The 15388-nt window shown below is 72.9% G+C and carries 19 protein-coding genes; 12 read left to right on the forward strand and 7 right to left on the reverse strand.

The annotated features are described in order from the left end of the window. Positions 1 to 65 precede the first annotated feature (65 nt). Entirely contained in the window at positions 66 to 1025 is a 960-nt protein-coding gene (gene meaB / locus ABT092_RS08455; protein ID WP_351241198.1) for a methylmalonyl Co-A mutase-associated GTPase MeaB, read from the forward strand. A 48-nt stretch (positions 1026 to 1073) separates the two neighbouring features. Here meaB and ABT092_RS08460 read toward each other — a convergent pair whose 3' ends face one another. Beyond that, positions 1074 to 1808 (reverse strand): PepSY domain-containing protein, encoded by a 735-nt coding sequence (locus ABT092_RS08460; protein WP_351241200.1) that lies wholly within the window; start codon positions 1806 to 1808, stop codon positions 1074 to 1076. A 133-nt stretch (positions 1809 to 1941) separates the two neighbouring features. On the opposite strand from ABT092_RS08460, the gene ABT092_RS08465 reads away from it, so the two are divergent. Together ABT092_RS08465 and ABT092_RS08470 are read left to right on the forward strand one after the other, a co-directional pair. Further along, positions 1942 to 2607 (forward strand): response regulator transcription factor, encoded by a 666-nt coding sequence (locus tag ABT092_RS08465; RefSeq protein ID WP_351241202.1) that lies wholly within the window; start codon positions 1942 to 1944, stop codon positions 2605 to 2607. Continuing rightward, a complete protein-coding gene (locus ABT092_RS08470; RefSeq protein WP_351241204.1) occupies positions 2604 to 4106 on the forward strand; it encodes a sensor histidine kinase in 1503 nt (500 codons plus the stop codon). Before ABT092_RS08465 ends, ABT092_RS08470 begins: the two co-directional genes overlap by 4 nt. Positions 4107 to 4179: 73 nt before the next feature. On the opposite strand, the gene ABT092_RS08475 is transcribed toward ABT092_RS08470, so the two are convergent. From ABT092_RS08475 to ABT092_RS08490, 4 genes are all read right to left on the reverse strand, one after another. Then, positions 4180 to 4656 (reverse strand): MarR family winged helix-turn-helix transcriptional regulator, encoded by a 477-nt coding sequence (locus tag ABT092_RS08475; RefSeq protein WP_351241206.1) that lies wholly within the window; start codon positions 4654 to 4656, stop codon positions 4180 to 4182. Positions 4657 to 4750: 94 nt separating this feature from the next. Further along, positions 4751 to 5545 carry an AIM24 family protein gene (locus ABT092_RS08480; RefSeq protein ID WP_351241208.1) on the reverse strand — a complete coding sequence of 265 codons (795 nt, stop codon included), beginning with the start codon at positions 5543 to 5545 and terminating at the stop codon, positions 4751 to 4753. Beyond that, positions 5542 to 6192: an AIM24 family protein gene (locus ABT092_RS08485; RefSeq protein ID WP_351241210.1), complete on the reverse strand. Its 651-nt coding sequence runs from the start codon at positions 6190 to 6192 to the stop codon at positions 5542 to 5544. Before ABT092_RS08485 ends, ABT092_RS08480 begins: the two co-directional genes overlap by 4 nt. Further along, positions 6192 to 6830: an AIM24 family protein gene (locus ABT092_RS08490; protein WP_351241212.1), complete on the reverse strand. Its 639-nt coding sequence runs from the start codon at positions 6828 to 6830 to the stop codon at positions 6192 to 6194. The genes ABT092_RS08485 and ABT092_RS08490 overlap by 1 nt, the downstream gene beginning before the upstream one ends. Positions 6831 to 7041: 211 nt before the next feature. Here ABT092_RS08490 and ABT092_RS08495 point away from each other — a divergent pair, with 211 nt between their 5' ends. The 3 genes from ABT092_RS08495 to ABT092_RS08505 all read left to right on the forward strand — a co-directional run bounded on the left by ABT092_RS08495 (position 7042) and on the right by ABT092_RS08505 (position 8163). Next, positions 7042 to 7386, forward strand: a complete 345-nt coding sequence (locus tag ABT092_RS08495; protein ID WP_351241214.1) for a DUF3817 domain-containing protein — start codon at positions 7042 to 7044, stop codon at positions 7384 to 7386. Then, a complete protein-coding gene (locus ABT092_RS08500; protein WP_351241216.1) occupies positions 7383 to 7679 on the forward strand; it encodes an MTH1187 family thiamine-binding protein in 297 nt (98 codons plus the stop codon). The genes ABT092_RS08495 and ABT092_RS08500 overlap by 4 nt, the downstream gene beginning before the upstream one ends. A gap of 73 nt (positions 7680 to 7752) precedes the next feature. Continuing rightward, complete coding sequence (locus ABT092_RS08505; protein WP_351241218.1) at positions 7753 to 8163, forward strand: hypothetical protein; 411 nt, start codon at positions 7753 to 7755, stop codon at positions 8161 to 8163. Positions 8164 to 8167: 4 nt separating this feature from the next. Here the strand turns inward: ABT092_RS08505 and ABT092_RS08510 are convergent, their stop codons facing one another. Both ABT092_RS08510 and sigJ read right to left on the reverse strand, forming a co-directional pair. After that, a complete protein-coding gene (locus ABT092_RS08510) occupies positions 8168 to 9232 on the reverse strand; it encodes an NAD(P)/FAD-dependent oxidoreductase (protein WP_351241220.1) in 1065 nt (354 codons plus the stop codon). A gap of 76 nt (positions 9233 to 9308) precedes the next feature. Next, entirely contained in the window at positions 9309 to 10184 is an 876-nt protein-coding gene (sigJ, locus tag ABT092_RS08515) for an RNA polymerase sigma factor SigJ (protein WP_351241222.1), read from the reverse strand. Between the two features lie 118 nt (positions 10185 to 10302). On the opposite strand from sigJ, the gene ABT092_RS08520 reads away from it, so the two are divergent. From ABT092_RS08520 to ABT092_RS08545, 6 genes are all read left to right on the forward strand, one after another. Further along, positions 10303 to 10788 carry a hypothetical protein gene (locus ABT092_RS08520; protein WP_351241224.1) on the forward strand — a complete coding sequence of 162 codons (486 nt, stop codon included), beginning with the start codon at positions 10303 to 10305 and terminating at the stop codon, positions 10786 to 10788. Continuing rightward, positions 10785 to 11507, forward strand: coding sequence for a TetR/AcrR family transcriptional regulator (locus ABT092_RS08525; RefSeq protein WP_351241226.1), 723 nt, complete (start codon positions 10785 to 10787; stop codon positions 11505 to 11507). Before ABT092_RS08520 ends, ABT092_RS08525 begins: the two co-directional genes overlap by 4 nt. Positions 11508 to 11527: 20 nt before the next feature. Then, positions 11528 to 12034 carry a MarR family winged helix-turn-helix transcriptional regulator gene (locus tag ABT092_RS08530; protein ID WP_351241228.1) on the forward strand — a complete coding sequence of 169 codons (507 nt, stop codon included), beginning with the start codon at positions 11528 to 11530 and terminating at the stop codon, positions 12032 to 12034. Positions 12035 to 12119: 85 nt separating this feature from the next. Next, entirely contained in the window at positions 12120 to 12446 is a 327-nt protein-coding gene (locus ABT092_RS08535) for a DUF3817 domain-containing protein (protein WP_351241230.1), read from the forward strand. A gap of 93 nt (positions 12447 to 12539) precedes the next feature. Beyond that, positions 12540 to 14240: a coenzyme B12-dependent isobutyryl-CoA mutase large subunit gene (gene icmA / locus ABT092_RS08540; protein WP_351241232.1), complete on the forward strand. Its 1701-nt coding sequence runs from the start codon at positions 12540 to 12542 to the stop codon at positions 14238 to 14240. Between the two features lie 66 nt (positions 14241 to 14306). Continuing rightward, positions 14307 to 15278: a tetratricopeptide repeat protein gene (locus ABT092_RS08545; RefSeq protein ID WP_351241234.1), complete on the forward strand. Its 972-nt coding sequence runs from the start codon at positions 14307 to 14309 to the stop codon at positions 15276 to 15278. Positions 15279 to 15388: the final 110 nt, after the last annotated feature.

The following is a 15388-nucleotide window of genomic DNA, read 5'->3' on the forward strand; positions in this document are numbered from 1 at the left end:
CGGCCCGGCTCCAGAACGCAGCGACCGCGGGCGAGGACCCCGGTCCGACGAAGGGAACCGTGCGCGTGAACAGGGACGTCGCCTCGCTGGTGGAGCAGGCCCGCCAGGGACGGGCACGGGCCGTCGCCCGGCTGATCACCCTGGTGGAGGGGGCGGCGCCGCAGTTGCGCGAGGTGATGGCCGCCCTCGCGCCGCTCACCGGCAACGCCTACGTCATCGGACTCACCGGCGCGCCTGGCGTCGGCAAGTCCACCACCACGTCCGCCCTGGTCACCGCCTACCGGCGGCAGGGCAAGCGGGTCGCGGTGCTGGCCGTCGACCCGTCCTCCCCCTTCTCCGGGGGCGCGCTGCTCGGCGACCGGGTGCGGATGTCCGACCACGCGGGCGACCCCGGTGTCTACATCCGTTCCATGGCCACCCGCGGCCACCTCGGCGGGCTGGCCTGGGCCGCGCCGCAGGCCGTCCGGGTGCTGGACGCCGCCGGCTACGACGTGGTCCTGGTCGAGACGGTCGGGGTGGGCCAGTCGGAGGTGGAGGTCGCCGCGCAGGCCGACACCTGCGCGGTGCTGCTCGCCCCGGGGATGGGGGACGGCATCCAGGCCGCCAAGGCCGGCATCCTGGAGATCGGCGACCTGTACGTGGTCAACAAGGCCGACCGGGACGGGGCCGATGCCGCCGTCCGGGAGCTCAACCACATGCTGGGCCTGGGGGAGGCCCGGGCGCCGGGGGACTGGCGCCCGCCGATCGTGAAGACGGTCGCCGCCCGGGCGGAGGGGATCGACGAGGTGGTCCAGGCACTGGAAAAGCACCGCGCCTGGATGGAGGAGTGGGGGGTTCTCCTCCATCGCAGGCGGGTGCGTGCGGCCCGTGAGGTCGAGACGATCGCCGTGACCGCGTTGCGGGAGCGGCTGGCCGACCTGCACGGGGACCGTCGGCTCCGGGGACTCGCCGAGGACGTCGCGGCGGGGCGCACGGACCCCTACACGGCGGCCGACGTGCTGACCCGGGAGCTGACGGGCGACTGACGCCCGGGCGGGGGGTCCCCGGGCGTCAGCGGATCAGGGACCCGTGGCTCAGTCGTCGGAGTCGTCGTCCGTGTCGTCGGAGTCGTCGTCGCGGTTGTCGTCGCGGTTGTCGTCGTCACGGTCCGGGGTGACCTTGGCGGTGTCGAGCGACACGTTCCAGTCGCGCTCCTGGGCGCCGTTGACGGTCTCCACGTCCCAGGTGGCTCCGGAGCGGTCGGTGTCGAGGTCCAGCGAGGTCACGGCGCCCTTGGCGGCAGCGGCTTTGGCGGCCCCGACCGCGTCCACGGAGGCGCCCTTCGCCGCGGCGAGTTCGGCCTTCACGTCGTCGAAGTCGTCGTCGTCGTCCGCGTCGCGGTGGACGCCCAGCACCTTGCCGGTGCCCGGGTCCACGATCACGGTGTAGACGTCGCGCTTGCCGTCGATGACCTCGATGTCCCAGGCGACTTTGCCGTCCTCGTCGTCGAGGTCGGCGGAGACCGCCGTGCCGGAGCGCTCGGCCAGGGCCTTGGCGATTGCGTCGGCCGCGGAGACCTTCACGCCCGCCGGCAGCCGGTCGTCGTCCCGGTCGTCCCGGTCGTCGCGACCGCTGACGTCCCGGTCGTCCCGCTCGTTGCGGTCGTCGGCGTCGTCCCGGTCGTGGTGCGTCAGCTGGACGCTCGACTCCCGCACGATGCGGTCCTCGTCCTTGCCTCCGTCGCCACCTGCGACCGCCACGGCCGTGGCCGCGCCTCCGCCCACCATCAGCGTGCCGGTGATAACGGCGATCAGGGCCTTGCGCTTCATGGGAACCCTCCCGAGTTCTCAGTCGGTTTCCGGCGTCTGTTCTCGCCGTGGTCACCAATGTGCGGCAGGCATGCTGAAGCGACCCTGAAACCGCCTGAAGGGATCTTCAGGTTCCGTTTGAAAAACTGGGTGCATGCGCCTTTTGATCGTGGAGGACGAGAAGCGGCTCGCCCTGTCCCTCGCCCGGGGACTGACGGCCGAGGGATACGCGGTGGACGTGGTCCACGACGGGCTGGAAGGGCTCCACCGGGCCAGTGAGGGCGTCTACGACCTGGTCGTCCTCGACATCATGCTGCCCGGCATGAACGGCTACCGGGTCTGCGCCTCCCTGCGCGCGGCGGGTCAGGACATGCCGATCCTGATGCTCACCGCCAAGGACGGCGAGTACGACGAGGCCGAGGGGCTGGACACCGGCGCCGACGACTACCTCACCAAGCCGTTCTCGTACGTGGTGCTGGTCGCCCGGGTCAAGGCCCTGCTGCGGCGCCGCGGACGGGCCGGCGGGTCACCGGTGCACGTGCTCGGCGACCTCGTTGTCGACACCGCCGCCCACCAGGTGCGCCGTGGCGAGGAGGAGGTCCCGCTCACCGCGAAGGAGTTCGCGGTGCTGGAACAACTCGTGCTGCGCTGCGGCGAGGTGGTCTCCAAGAGCGAGATCCTGGAACACGTCTGGGACTTCGCCTACGAGGGCGATCCGAACATCGTCGAGGTCTACATCAGCGCACTGCGCCGCAAGTTGGGCGCCTCCCTCATCCGGACCGTCCGCGGGGCCGGCTACCGCTTGGAGACCGGACGGTGAGACGGTACTTCGGCTCGGTCCGCGCCCAGGCCACCCTGGGCGCCACGCTCGTGGTGGCGGTGGCCCTGATCGCCGCCGGCACCGGCGTGCTGATGGCACTGCGGATCAACCTCACCGACCAGGCGAGCAGCCAGGCGGAGACCACGGCCAGCCGGGTCATCTCGCAACTGGCCTCCGGCACCGCCTACGCGGACCTGGACCTCCCGGACGTCTTCGACGAGGGCAGGGTCGTCCAAGTGGTGGACGAGGCCGGTCGGGTGGTCGCCGCCAGCCAGGGCCTGGAGCGCATCAGCGGCACGGCCTCCCCGGAGGTGGGCCCGGGGCAGGGGCGGTCCGAGGCGCCCGGGAACGGCGGGACCCCCGGGAACACCCGGCCCCCGGACGAGGGCGAGAACGACGGGGACGACGACGGGGACGGGGACGGCGACGACGACGTCGAACACGAGCGGGATCCGGTGGAACTCTCCGACGAGCCCGCGTTCAGCGGCGGCTCGGCGACGGTGCACGGCGAGTCCGCCGAGTACCGGTTCGCGGAGCTGGCCGCGGAGTTGCCCCAGCGGGGCGAGGTGCGGGTGTTCGCCGGCGCCCCGCTGTCCGCCGAGCGCAGTGCCGTGGGGACGGTGACGACGGCGATGCTCATCGGCTTCCCGCTGCTGCTGGTGGTGGTGTCCGGGGTGACCTGGCTGGTGACCCGGCGGGCGCTGCGGCCGGTGGAGGACATCCGACAGGAGATGGAGGCGATCACCGCCTCCGAGGACCTGCGCCGACGCGTTCCGGTGCCCGGGACGCACGACGAGGTCGCCCGGTTGGCGCGCACCACCAACGCCACGCTGGCCGCGCTGGAGGAGTCGGTGGAGCGGCAGCGGCGGTTCGTCGCCGACGCCTCCCACGAACTGCGCAGTCCGATCGCCTCCTTGCGCACCCAGCTCGAAGTGGGCTCGGCGCACCCGGAGTTGTTGGACGTGGAAGGGGCCGTGGCGGACACCGTGCGGCTCCAACAGCTGGCCGCCGACCTGCTGTTGCTGGCCCGCTTGGATGCGGGGGAGCGGCCGGGGGGCACCCGGCTGGACCTCGCGGCGCTGGCCCGGGAGGAGTTGTCCCAGCGGGTGGGTGACCGGCATCCGGTCGCCGAGGACCTCGACCACGCCGAAGTCGTCGGTTCGCGGGGGCAGTTGGCCCGGGTGCTCGGCAATCTGGTGGACAATGCGCAGCGGCACGCGGCGGCCGGGGTGCGGGTGTCCGTGGGGGTGCGCGAGGGGAGGGCGGTGCTGGCCGTGGGGGACGACGGGGCTGGGGTGCCCGAGGAGGAACGGCAGCGGATCTTCGAGCGGTTCGTCCGCCTCGACGACGCCCGGGCCCGGGACGACGGCGGGGCGGGGTTGGGGCTCGCGATCGCCCGGGACGTGGCCGTGCGGCACGGCGGCACCCTGACGGTGCGGGAGTCCGCCGAGGGCGGCGCCCTGTTCGAGCTGGCGCTCCCCCTGGCGGCGGCCTCCTGACGGAGTGGTGCCCCCGGGCCGCGGGCCCGGGGGCGGGGATCGGGGGACCGGACCGCCGTGTCCGGTCGGCGGGTCAGATCCGGCCGCGCTGGACCCGGAGGTGTTCCGCGATCGGGGCGAGCGACTTGTGGAGGGTTTCCAGGTCCTCCGGCCCGATCAGGTCCATGAAGTGCCGCCGCACGGAGGCGACGTGGTGCGGTGCCACCTTGCGCATGGTCTTCAGGCCGTGCTCGGTGAGCACGGCGTACAACCCCCGGCGGTCGGACTCGCAGTGCTCGCGGCGCACCAGCTCCGCGTTCTCCATCCGAGTGATCTGGTGGGAGAGCCTGCTCTTGGACTGGAGCGTGGACGAGGCGAGGTCGCTCATGCGCATCCGGTGCTCGTCGGACTCCGAGAGGTTGACCAGGATCTCGTAGTCGTTGATCGTCAGGCCGAACGGCTGGAGGTCCTTCTCCAGCTGGTGCTGTAGCAGCCGGTTGACCTCCAGGTGGGTGCGCCAGGCGCTCTGCTCGGCGTCGGTCAGCCAGGGGGTAGCCGTCTCGGTCTCCATGAATCCTATTCTACCCTAAGAGGTTGAATTGTTAACGAAATGTGGGGGTGTGACGCTGCGCACGCGTTCGATGTCACACTCCGCAGACTACCGCTCACAGCCCGAAGCGACGTTGCAGGTCTCCCAGCTGTCCGGGAAGGCGCGGTACGCCCTGACCGCCTCCACCGTGACCCGCGGGCACCCCCGTCTGGTGCGGAACCGCCCCCGCGTTCTGCTCCGCCATCACCCGCTCGCTGGACTGCAACAGCACCGTGCCCGCCCCCACGAACTCGAACTGGTGCTCCTCGCCGGACGCCCCGCCCAGGCCCGTCAGTGCACGTAGACCGCCCATCACGCCGGTCAGGTACCCGTGGTCGTAGTGGTGGCAGGGCGACGGACAGTCCGCCCACCCCACCAACGCCTGCGGGTCCACCCGCAACGGCGGCTCCATGAACACCACCGGACCGTTGGAGGCGGCGACGAACTTCCCGGTGCCGATCAGGGTCAGGAAACCCGGAACGATCGATTGCTTCAACGCGAGACTTGGCTGAAAAGCGAGCAGGTTCCCGGAGCGGATCGTCAGGTTCCCGTCCTCCAGGTCGAAGGAGTTGACGTCGAACGCCCGGTCGGCCAGGAGGAACTTGCCCGATCCCGAGGCCACCACCCAGTCGCCCGCGTGCAGCGGCGAGTGGAAGGAGGTGCGCACCAGCCGGTCCAGACGTCCGTGTCCGATCCCCTCGAACTGCATCGCCCCGTAGTAGGCGATCATCTTGCCCTTCTGCAAGAACCACGGCTCGCCCGCGAGTTCCACGCAGAACGTGTAGCTGGTGACGTTGTCGTTCGACGGCAGCGTCGTCGGGTCGTGCGCGACCGGGCCGCCCGGCCGTCCGTACGCGTGCGGTGTGGTCACAGCTTCTCCTCCGATGCCTGCACGTACACCACGCCCCGGCCGCTCAGTTCGAGTTGGAACGCCTCGCCCGAACCCCGGCCCACCATGTCCCGCCAACCGAGCGCGGTCGACAGCCTGTTGCGCAGGTCCCCGCGGTGCGCCACGTACGCCTGCGGGTCGACGTGCACCGGGCGCTCCGGGCTCACCGGCAGCTCGATCACCCCGCCGTGCGCCATCACGGCGACCGCCCCGCGGCCCTGGAGCGAGGTGGTGAACAGCCCCTGGCCGGTCACCTGGCCGCGCACCAGCCCCATCACCCCGCCCTGTGCGCCCAGGAACACCGTGCCCTGGGTCAGCGTGCCGTCGAAGGCCAACAGCCGGTCCGCCTCCACGTACAGGGTGTCGCCGGTCAGGTCGACCAGGTGGACGTGGTGGCCGCCGTGCCCGAACATCACCGTGCCGTGGCCCTCCACGGTCATCAACGGCGTCGCCTCGCCCGCGACCCGGCGCCCGATCATCGAGGTGAGTCCACCCTGTCCGCCCTGGGCGTTGGGGGTGAACGACACCTCGCCCCGGTAGGCCAGCATCGCGCCGCGCTGGCTGAACAGCCGCTGCCCGGGCGCCACCGACGCCTCGACCACCTTCGCGTTGACCTCGCGGAACGGCATCAGAGGTCCCCTCCGACCGTGTTGCGCTCGCTGGGCTGCACGTACACCAAGCCGTCGCCCTCGAAGCGGATCTGGAACGCCTCCCCGCCGCCCTCCCCGATCAGGGTGCGGAAGGTCACCCCCGACTGGAAGGTCTGCCGCAGGTCCCCCTGGTGCGCCACGTACGCGCCCGGGTCCACCGAGAGCGGGTACCGGGGGGTCACCCGCAACAGCACCGCCGGCCCGTCCGAGGTGAGCGCCGCCTGGCCGGTGCCCTCCACCGTCGTGGTGAACAGCCCGCTGCCCTGGGTCGCGCCGCGCAGCCCGGTGAACGTCGTCCCGGTGCGCAGCCCGGCGTCGGTGGCCAGCAGGTTGCTCGCCTCCACGTACAACTTCTCGCCGTGCAGCCGCACCAGGTTGATCTCGCTCGCGCGGTCGGCGAACCAGCAGGTGCCCTGCCCCCGCGCCTCCATCACCGTGAGCTGCTCGCCGGTGAGGCGCCGGGCGACCATTGCGCGCAGTCCCTCGCCGCCGCCGCTCAGCTTCTTGAAGCTCATCTGGCCGTCGTAGGCGACCATCGAGCCGTTCTTCGCCCTGACCGAGTCGCCGGACATGTCGACGGCGAGCACTTTGCTCCCTTGGAGCCGGAACGTTGCCACCCGAGCGACGGTAGTCCCATCCGCCCGCTTCGCGACAGGGACCCCTGTCCCCCGGAACCCGCACCGTCCGGGAGCGGTGTGACGCGTCCCTCACCACCCCCGGTCGGGGCGGGAGGGCGCCCCGATGACACAATGGGACCGCTTGTGCATGCGTTCACAAAGCGTGCGCCGTCGATCCGCCCCGCCCATCAGCACGAAGGTGACCCCCCCCGTGGACATCAAGACCGCATCCGCACTCCGCCGTCTGCGCCTGGTCTCGGCGCCCGAGGCGATCTCGTACCTGTTGCTGCTCGTCTGCTCGGTGCTCAAGCGGACCACCGACTTCAACGCGGTGCCCGCGATGGGCGCGATCCACGGTGCGCTGTTCGTGCTCTACGTGATCTTCTGGCTGGACGCCTGGAACCGCACCAAGTGGCCGCTGGGCACCGCGGCCCTCTACTTCGTGCTCTCGGTGCTGCCGTTCGGCGGGATCGTGGCCGAGCGCCGCCTCAAGCGCGAGACCGAGGACCACGTCATCGCCGCCCGGGCCCGCCGCGAGGGGGTCGTCGAGGCGTGATCGTCGCCTTCTCCGTCACGCCGCTCGGCGTCGGCGAGGACGTGGGGGAGTACGTCGCCGACGCGGTGCGGGTCGTCCGCGAATCCGGACTCCCGAACCGCACGGACGCCATGTTCACCTCGATCGAGGGCGAGTGGGACGAGGTCATGGAGGTCGTCAAGCGCGCCGTCGCCGCGGTCGAGGCCCGCGCCCCCCGCGTCTCGCTGGTCCTCAAGGCGGACGTCCGCCCCGGGGTGACCGGCGGCCTGGACACCAAGGTCGCCACCGTGGAGCGCCACCTCGCCGGAGGCTGAGGCCGGATCCCCCGGGGCCTGTCCGACCCGCGTGGTACACCGGACGGAGACCACGACCACCCCAGGGGGCCCCATGAGCGGTACGCACCGTGCGCCGTTGCCGCGCGGCACCAGGATCCTGTCCATCGGCCTGCACCCGAGGACGCTCGACTACGGACGGATGCCCGAGGGCGTCGACGAAGCGGGGTCCACCACCCGGATCGAGGCGGTGAACACCGCGCTGCGCGCCTCCGGGTTCACGGTGGTGCCCTGTCTGGTCGACGCCTCGCCGGAGGCGGCGGAGCGGACCGTCCGGGCCCTGCTCGCTGCGGACGACTTCGGCCTCGCCATGATCGGCGGGGGCGTGCGGATGATGCCGGAACACACCGTGCTCTTCGAGCGGTTGGTCAACGTGCTGGTCGAGGCGGCGCCCGGGATCCGGTTCTGCTTCACCACCTCGCCGGAGAACACCGTCGAGGTGCTGGGGCGGTGGGTCCGGAGGTAGCCGGTCAGCTCCTCGGGGTCACCGCCCGGACGATGGCGGCCTTGACCAGGCGGCCCGGGGTGCCGGTCAGTACGAGGGGGCGCATGGAGTCGTCGGCGCGGACCAGTTGCAGCAGCCCGTCGCGGCGGCCGAGGCTCAGGCACTGGGCCGCGTACGAGAAGGCGAAGGGGCGGGGCGTGCGCCCCGCGAGGACGCGCCCCAGGTAGGTGCCCATGGGCAGCGCGGTGGCGCAGCCCATGCGCAGGGCGCCCCGGCCGGGCAGGGTCACCGCGGCGGCGTCGCCGACCGCGTACACCTCGGGGTGCGAGACCGAGCGGAGGTGCTCGTCGACCACCACCTGCCCGCCGGCGGTGACGTCGAGTCCGGCCTCGGCGGCCAACGGGTGCGGTTCCATCGAAGCGGCCCAGACGACGGCGTCGGCCGGAACGGGGCCCCGGTCGGTCTCCAGGCCCCCGGGGGTGACGGCGGTGACGGTGCGCCCGTCGTCGATCGTCACGCCCAGCCGGTGCAGGGCCCGCCGCACGTGCCGTTGCCCCCGTGCCGAGAGCCAACCCCCGGCCCGGCCGGCGGCGACCAGCCGCACCCGGTGCTCCGGGTGCGCCTCGGCGAGTTCGGCGGCCATCTCGATGCCCGTCGCGCCCCCGCCGACCACCGCCAGGGACGCGGGGCCGGGGGACGCGGCGAGCCGGCGGTGCAGTGCGGCGGCCCGTTCGGCGGGGTAGGAGTGCTCGGCGGCTCCGGGCACCCCGTGGAAGGCGGTGCGGCTGCCCAGGGCGTACACCAGCACGTCGTAGGGCACCGGTCCCGCGGTGTCGGTGTGCAGGGTCCGGGCGGCCAGGTCGATCGCGGTGACCTCGGCCGGCACCCGGGTCACCCGGCTCCCGCGGACCAGGTCGGCCAGCGCCGGGCGGTGCTCGGGGCGGCCGGCGGCGGTCTCGTGCTGTCGGACGCGGTGGAGGAACCGTTCCTCGGGTGCGATCAGGGTCACCTCCCGGTGCCGTCCGGCCCGGGTGGCCGTCGCCAGCCCCGCGTACCCCGCGCCGACCACCACGATGCGTTCGTCCGTCATCCGCTTCCTCCTCCTCGCGCGCTGCGCTTGCGGAAGGGGGACGACGGAGCCACGGGGATCGTGACGGTGATGCCGGTCACACCAGATGGGCGAGCTTCTCGGGATTCACCACCGCGTACGCCTCGTGGATCCGGCCGTCGACCACGGTGAAGGCGAGCACCCCCCGCACCTGCCCCCCGACCGACCAGGCCAGTCCGGGCTCGCCGTCCACCGACACCGTCGCCACGGCGACGTCCGGGGTGATGAACCGCTCGACCAGGCCCAGCACCAGTCGGGCCACCTTCTCGGCGCCGTACACCGGGCGCATGCTCGCGGAGACCACGCCCCCGCCGTCCGAGTGCCAGACGACCTGCGGGTCGAGGACGGCGAGCAGGGCGCCGAGGTCGCCGCCGGCCGCCGCCTCGGTGAAGGCGCGGACGGCCGCCCGGTGCTCGTTCGGTGCGATCCGGCCGCGGCGACCCTCGGCCCGCAGCCGGCGGCGGGCCCGGGAGGCGAGTTGGCGGACGGCGGCGGGGGAGCGGTCCAGCGCCCCGGCGATCTCCTCGAAGCCGACGGCGAACAGGTCGTGCAGGACGAAGGCGGTCCGCTCGGCCGGGGTCAGCCGTTCCATCAGCGCCAGCACGGCGAACGAGACCGACTGGCCGAACTCCGCGAGCCGTGCGGGCCGGTCCTCGTCGGTCAGCCGAGGTTCGGGCAGCCACTCGCCGACGTAGGACTCCCGACGGGCCCGCGCCGAGCCGAGGTGGTCGTAGCAGAGGCGGGTGACGACGGTGGTCAGGAACGCGCGCGGGTCCGCCACGGCGGAGCGGTCCGTGCCCCGCCAGCGCAACCAGGCGTCCTGGAGCACGTCCTCGGCGTCCGTGACGGTGCCGAGCAACCGGTAGGCGACGGCGCCCAGATAGCGCCGCTCGGCCTCGAAGGCGTCCGGGCCGGCCGACGGTTCCTCGTTCACCCGAGCACTCTAACCGGGACGGCACCGCGGTAGAATTTTGAGCAGTCGCTCAAAACTTCTCCGGGGGTGGGCCGTGGCCCCGTGCGGTGGTACGTCGATCGAGGCGGACGAGGACGTCGTGCGCCGATTCACCGAGGACCCGGTGCGCCGGGCGGCTTGGCACCTCGGGCCGGTGCCGGACCGGCTCGTCCTGCGCCACGTCCGCACCGCACGCGGGGTGCGGGTCACGGCGCGGTCGGGCGCCGCGAGGGGCGGCCCGCTGCTGCGCGGGCTCCGTTCCGCGGCGCTCGCCTGGTCGTTGGACCGGCTGCGGCTGTGGGTGGAGCGCGGCACCCGGCCCGGGTGGGCGGCCGCCCGTTGGGCGGGCGAGGTGGCGCTGCGGATCGCCGTGGCCGTCCTGTGGGTGCAGGGGGAACTCCTCCTCGCCCTCCTGGAGCCGCTCGCCCCGTACCTGGGGGGCACCCTGGTGTACGGCTACCTGGCGCTGGCCCCGGTGGTGGTGCTGCTGTGCCTGTTCGCGCCGATGCTGCCCGGCACGCCCTCGGCCCGCCGCGCCCCGCGCCACGACGGGACGCGGACCGCCGTCGTGCCCCGGCTGCGGTGAGCGCCGCCGCGGACGGCGGGCGTCCGCTCACCCCCAAGGCCCTGCGCACCCGCCACGAGCTGCTGGAGGCGACCCTGCGCACGCTGACCCGGCACGGGGTCATCGGGACCTCGGCGCGGACCGTCGCCGCCGAGGCGGGGGTCAACCAGGGGCTGGTCTTCTACCACTTCGGCTCGGTGGAGGACCTCCTCGCCGCGGCCTGCCGGCACGGGGCCGAGCAGCGGGTGGCGGCCTTCCGGGACCGGTTGGACACCGTCGGCACCCTCGGGGAACTGCTGTCCCTCGGCCGCGAGTTGCACCGCGACGAGCGCGGACGGGGCCGGGTCGCGGTCCTCGGGCAGTTCCTCGCCGGGGCCCAGGTCCAGCCCCGGTTGGCGGCGGCCGCCCGGGCCGGCCTCGACCTGTGGACCGCCGAGGTCGAGCGGGCGCTGACCCGGGTCCTCGCCGGCGGCCCGCTGGACGGGTGCGCCGATCCGCGCGGGCTGGCGCGTGCGGTGGCGGCCTCCTTCGTCGGCATCGAACTGTACGAGGGGGTGGACCCGGAGGGGGCCGGCGCCGCCCTGGGGGCGCTGGAGCAACTCGCCGCCCTGGCAGCCGTCCTGGACGGTCTGGGGCCGGTGGCCCGGCGCGCGGTGCGGCAGCGGGTGCGCCGTGCCGCCCGGTCCGCCGGGCCGGGGCGGAGCGGACCGAAGGATGAGACGCCGCTGACCGGGATATGACCGATCGGTAGGGTCTGACCGTGCCGAAACCCCTGAGTCTCGCCTTCGACCCCATCGCCCGCGCCGACGAACTCTGGAAGCAGCGGTGGGGCGGCGTGCCGTCGATGGCCGCGATCACCTCGATCATGCGCGCGCACCAGATCCTGCTCGGCGAAGTGGACGCGGTCGTCAAGCCGTACGGACTGACCTTCGCCCGGTACGAGGCGCTGGTGCTGCTCACCTTCTCCAAGGCGGGCGAGCTGCCGATGTCGAAGATCGGCGAGCGGCTGATGGTCCACCCGACCTCGGTGACCAACACCGTCGACCGGTTGGTGCGTTCCGGGCTGGTCGAGAAGCGCCCCAACCCCAACGACGGGCGCGGCACGCTGGCCTCCATCACCGAGCGCGGGCGCGAGGTGGTCGAGGCGGCCACCCGGGACCTGATGGCGATGGACTTCGGGCTGGGCGCGTACGACGGCGAGCAGTGCGCGGAGATCTTCGCGATGCTGCGCCCGCTGCGGTCGGCGGCCGGCGACTTCGAGGGGTGAGGGCCCCGGCACCGGGGCCGATCGGGGCCCGGCCGGGGGGTGCCCCGCCGGAAGATCGGCCCCTCGCGGTCGTTACGCTCGGGCCATGAAACAAACCGTGCTGACGCGCTACCGGGTGATGGCGTACATCACCGCCATCTGGCTGCTGGTGTTCACCGCGGCCATCATCCTGAAGTACGGCTTCCAGACCGGCGACACCATGGTGATCTCGCAGATCCACGGTGTGCTGTTCATCGTGTACGTGATCTTCGCCTTCGACCTCGGCACCAAGGCGAAGTGGCCGTTCGGCAAGCTGCTGTGGGTGCTGCTGGTGGGGTGCATCCCGGTGGCCTCGTTCTTCGTCGAGCCGAAGATCAGCCGTGAGGTGCGTCCGCTGGTCACCGACGGCGCACGGCAGCCCGCCAAGGCCTGAGCGCTGCCGACCGAGCCCGCCCGGGCCCCGGTGGCGGGGCTGCGGCGGGCTCAGCCGTCGACATTTACTAGGACGTCCTAGTAAATTGTCCGCATGGACGCTGACGCCATCGAAGCGGGTCGCCGACGCTGGCAGGCCCGGTACGACGCCGCCCACAAGCGCGACGCCGACTTCACCACGCTCTCCGGTGACCCCGTGGAGCCCGTCTACGGCCCTCGCCCCGGCGATGCCTACGAGGGGTTCGAGCGGATCGGCTGGCCCGGTGAGTACCCCTTCACCCGCGGGCTGCACCCGACTGGCTACCGGGGCCGCACCTGGACCATCCGCCAGTTCGCCGGCTTCGGCAACGCCGAGCAGACCAACGAGCGGTACAAGATGATCCTCGCGGCCGGCGGCGGCGGGCTCTCCGTCGCCTTCGACATGCCCACCCTGATGGGCCGCGACTCCGACGACCCCCGCTCGCTGGGCGAGGTGGGCCACTGCGGGGTCGCCGTCGACTCCGCCGCCGACATGGACGTCCTGTTCCGGGACATCCCGCTCGGCGACGTCACCACCTCCATGACCATCAGCGGGCCCGCCGTCCCCGCCTTCTGCATGTACCTGGTCGCCGCCGAGCGCCAGGGCGTCGACCCGGCCGCCCTCAACGGCACCCTCCAGACCGACATCTTCAAGGAGTACATCGCCCAGAAGGAGTGGCTCTTCCCGCCCGAGCCCCATCTGCGGCTGATCGGCGACCTGATGGAGCACTGCGCGCGGAAGATCCCCGCGTACAAGCCGCTCTCCGTCTCCGGCTACCACATCCGCGAGGCCGGTTCCACGGCCGCGCAGGAGCTGGCCTACACCCTGGCGGACGGCTTCGGATACGTGGAGCTGGGCCTCTCCCGGGGGCTGGACGTCGACGCCTTCGCCCCCGGGCTGTCCTTCTTCTTCGACGCGCACCTCGACTTCTTCGAGGAGATCGCCAAGTTCCGCGCCGCCCGCCGGATCTGGGCCCGCTGGATGCGCGACGTCTACGGGGCCCGCACCGCCAAGGCGCAGTGGCTGCGGTTCCACACCCAGACGGCCGGGGTGTCGCTCACCGCGCAGCAGCCGTACAACAACGTCGTCCGCACCGCGGTGGAGGCCCTGGCGGCGGTGCTCGGCGGCACCAACTCGCTGCACACCAACGCCCTCGACGAGACCCTGGCGCTCCCCTCCGCGCAGGCCGCCGAGATCGCCCTGCGCACCCAGCAGGTGCTCATGGAGGAGACCGGCGTCGCCAACGTGGCCGACCCGCTCGGCGGCTCCTGGTACGTCGAGCAGCTCACCGACCGGATCGAGGCGGACGCCGAGCGGATCTTCGAGCAGATCCGGGAACGCGGTCGGCGCGCCCACCCGGACGGGCGGCACCCCATCGGTCCGATCACCTCCGGCATCCTGCGCGGCATCGAGGACGGCTGGTTCACCGGGGAGATCGCCGAGTCGGCCTTCCGCTACCAGCAGGCGGTGGAGAAGCGCGACAAGCGGGTCGTCGGCGTCAACGTCCACCACGGTTCGGTCACCGGCGACCTGGAGATCCTCCGGGTCAGCCACGAGGTGGAGCGCGAGCAGGTGCGGGCGCTCGCCGGCCGCAGGGCCGGCCGGGACGGGTCACGGGTGAGCGCCGCGCTGGACGCCATGGTCGCCGCCGGGCGCCGCGGCGACAACATGATCGAACCCATGCTGGAGGCGGTGCGCGCCGAGGCGACGATGGGCGAGGTCTGCGACGTGCTGCGCGCCGAGTGGGGCGTCTACACCGAGCCGCCCGGGTTCTGAGGGCGCGGCCCCCCGGCCCGCGGCACCGCTTTTCGTGCAGCCGCGGGCAGGGGGGAGAATGTAGCCATGCAGCCACGGAACATGTCCATGAACGGGGTCGTCGACCTCGGCGCGGTGAAGGCCGCCCAAGAGGCCAAGGCGAAGGCGGAGCAGGCCCGGGCGGAAGCGGCCCGCACGGGGGGCGGCGGAGCCGTCGGCCCGTCCGCCCTCGTGATCGACGTCGACGAGGCCGGTTTCGAGAGCGAGGTGCTCCAGCGGTCCACCGAGGTGCCCGTCGTCATCGACTTCTGGGCCGAGTGGTGCGAGCCGTGCAAGCAGCTCGGCCCCCTGCTGGAGCGGCTGGCGGTCGAGTACAACGGGCGCTTCCTCCTCGCGAAGATCGACGTCGACGCCAACCAGATGCTGATGCAGCAGTTCGGGATCCAGGGCATCCCGGCGGTCTTCGCCGTGGTCGCCGGGCAGGCGCTGCCGCTGTTCCAGGGGGCGGCCCCGGAGGCGCAGATCCGTCAGACGCTCGACCAGCTCGTGCAGGTCGCCGAGCAGCGCTTCGGGCTGACCGGGTTGACCGTCGACCCGGACGCCGCGGCGGGCGGCGACGCCCCCGAGGCGGAGCCAGTGGGCCCCTACGACGCGACCCTGGAGGCCGCGGCGCGCGCCCTGGACGCGGGCGACCTCGACGGCGCGGTGCGGGCGTACCGCACCGTGCTCGCCGAGGACCCGGGGCACCCCGAGGCCGCGCTGGGGCTGGCCCAGGCGGAGTTGCTGGCGCGGGTGCAGGACCTGGACCCGCAGGCGGTACGGCGGGACGCGGCGGACCGTCCGGCCGATCCCGCGGCGCAGATCGCCGCCGCGGACCTGGACCTGGTCGGCGGTCATGTGGAGGACGCCTTCGGACGGTTGGTCGACACCGTGCGCCGCACCGCGGGCGAGGACCGCGAGGCGGTGCGGCGGCGACTGCTGGAGCTGTTCGAGGTCGTCGGCGCCGACGACCCCCGGGTGGCCGCCGCCCGCCGGGCCCTGGCCCGCGCCCTGTTCTGACGGCTCCTCCGGCGCACCCCGCCCCGTCCCCGCTTTCGGCGGGGGCGGGGCTTTTCGCACCCTTCTTTTCGAAAGAAGGTTCGCCTGCCGGGTGATCTTCACCGAATCTT

It is taken from the genome of Streptomyces sp. NPDC002490 (assembly GCF_040296045.1).
GTDB lineage: Bacteria > Actinomycetota > Actinomycetes > Streptomycetales > Streptomycetaceae > Streptomyces.

What these genes read in the sequence shown, in the direction of transcription:
- ABT092_RS08510 (WP_351241220.1), bottom strand. Translation starts at nt 9,232, where the DNA reads ATGACGGACGAACGCATCGTGGTGGTCGGCGCGGGGTACGCGGGGCTG.
- ABT092_RS08465 (WP_351241202.1), top strand. Translation starts at nt 1,942, where the DNA reads ATGCGCCTTTTGATCGTGGAGGACGAGAAGCGGCTCGCCCTGTCCCTC.
- ABT092_RS08485 (WP_351241210.1), bottom strand. Translation starts at nt 6,192, where the DNA reads ATGCCGTTCCGCGAGGTCAACGCGAAGGTGGTCGAGGCGTCGGTGGCG.
- ABT092_RS08505 (WP_351241218.1), top strand. Translation starts at nt 7,753, where the DNA reads ATGAGCGGTACGCACCGTGCGCCGTTGCCGCGCGGCACCAGGATCCTG.
- ABT092_RS08475 (WP_351241206.1), bottom strand. Translation starts at nt 4,656, where the DNA reads ATGGAGACCGAGACGGCTACCCCCTGGCTGACCGACGCCGAGCAGAGC.
- icmA (WP_351241232.1), top strand. Translation starts at nt 12,540, where the DNA reads ATGGACGCTGACGCCATCGAAGCGGGTCGCCGACGCTGGCAGGCCCGG.
- ABT092_RS08535 (WP_351241230.1), top strand. Translation starts at nt 12,120, where the DNA reads ATGAAACAAACCGTGCTGACGCGCTACCGGGTGATGGCGTACATCACC.
- ABT092_RS08460 (WP_351241200.1), bottom strand. Translation starts at nt 1,808, where the DNA reads ATGAAGCGCAAGGCCCTGATCGCCGTTATCACCGGCACGCTGATGGTG.
- ABT092_RS08545 (WP_351241234.1), top strand. Translation starts at nt 14,307, where the DNA reads ATGCAGCCACGGAACATGTCCATGAACGGGGTCGTCGACCTCGGCGCG.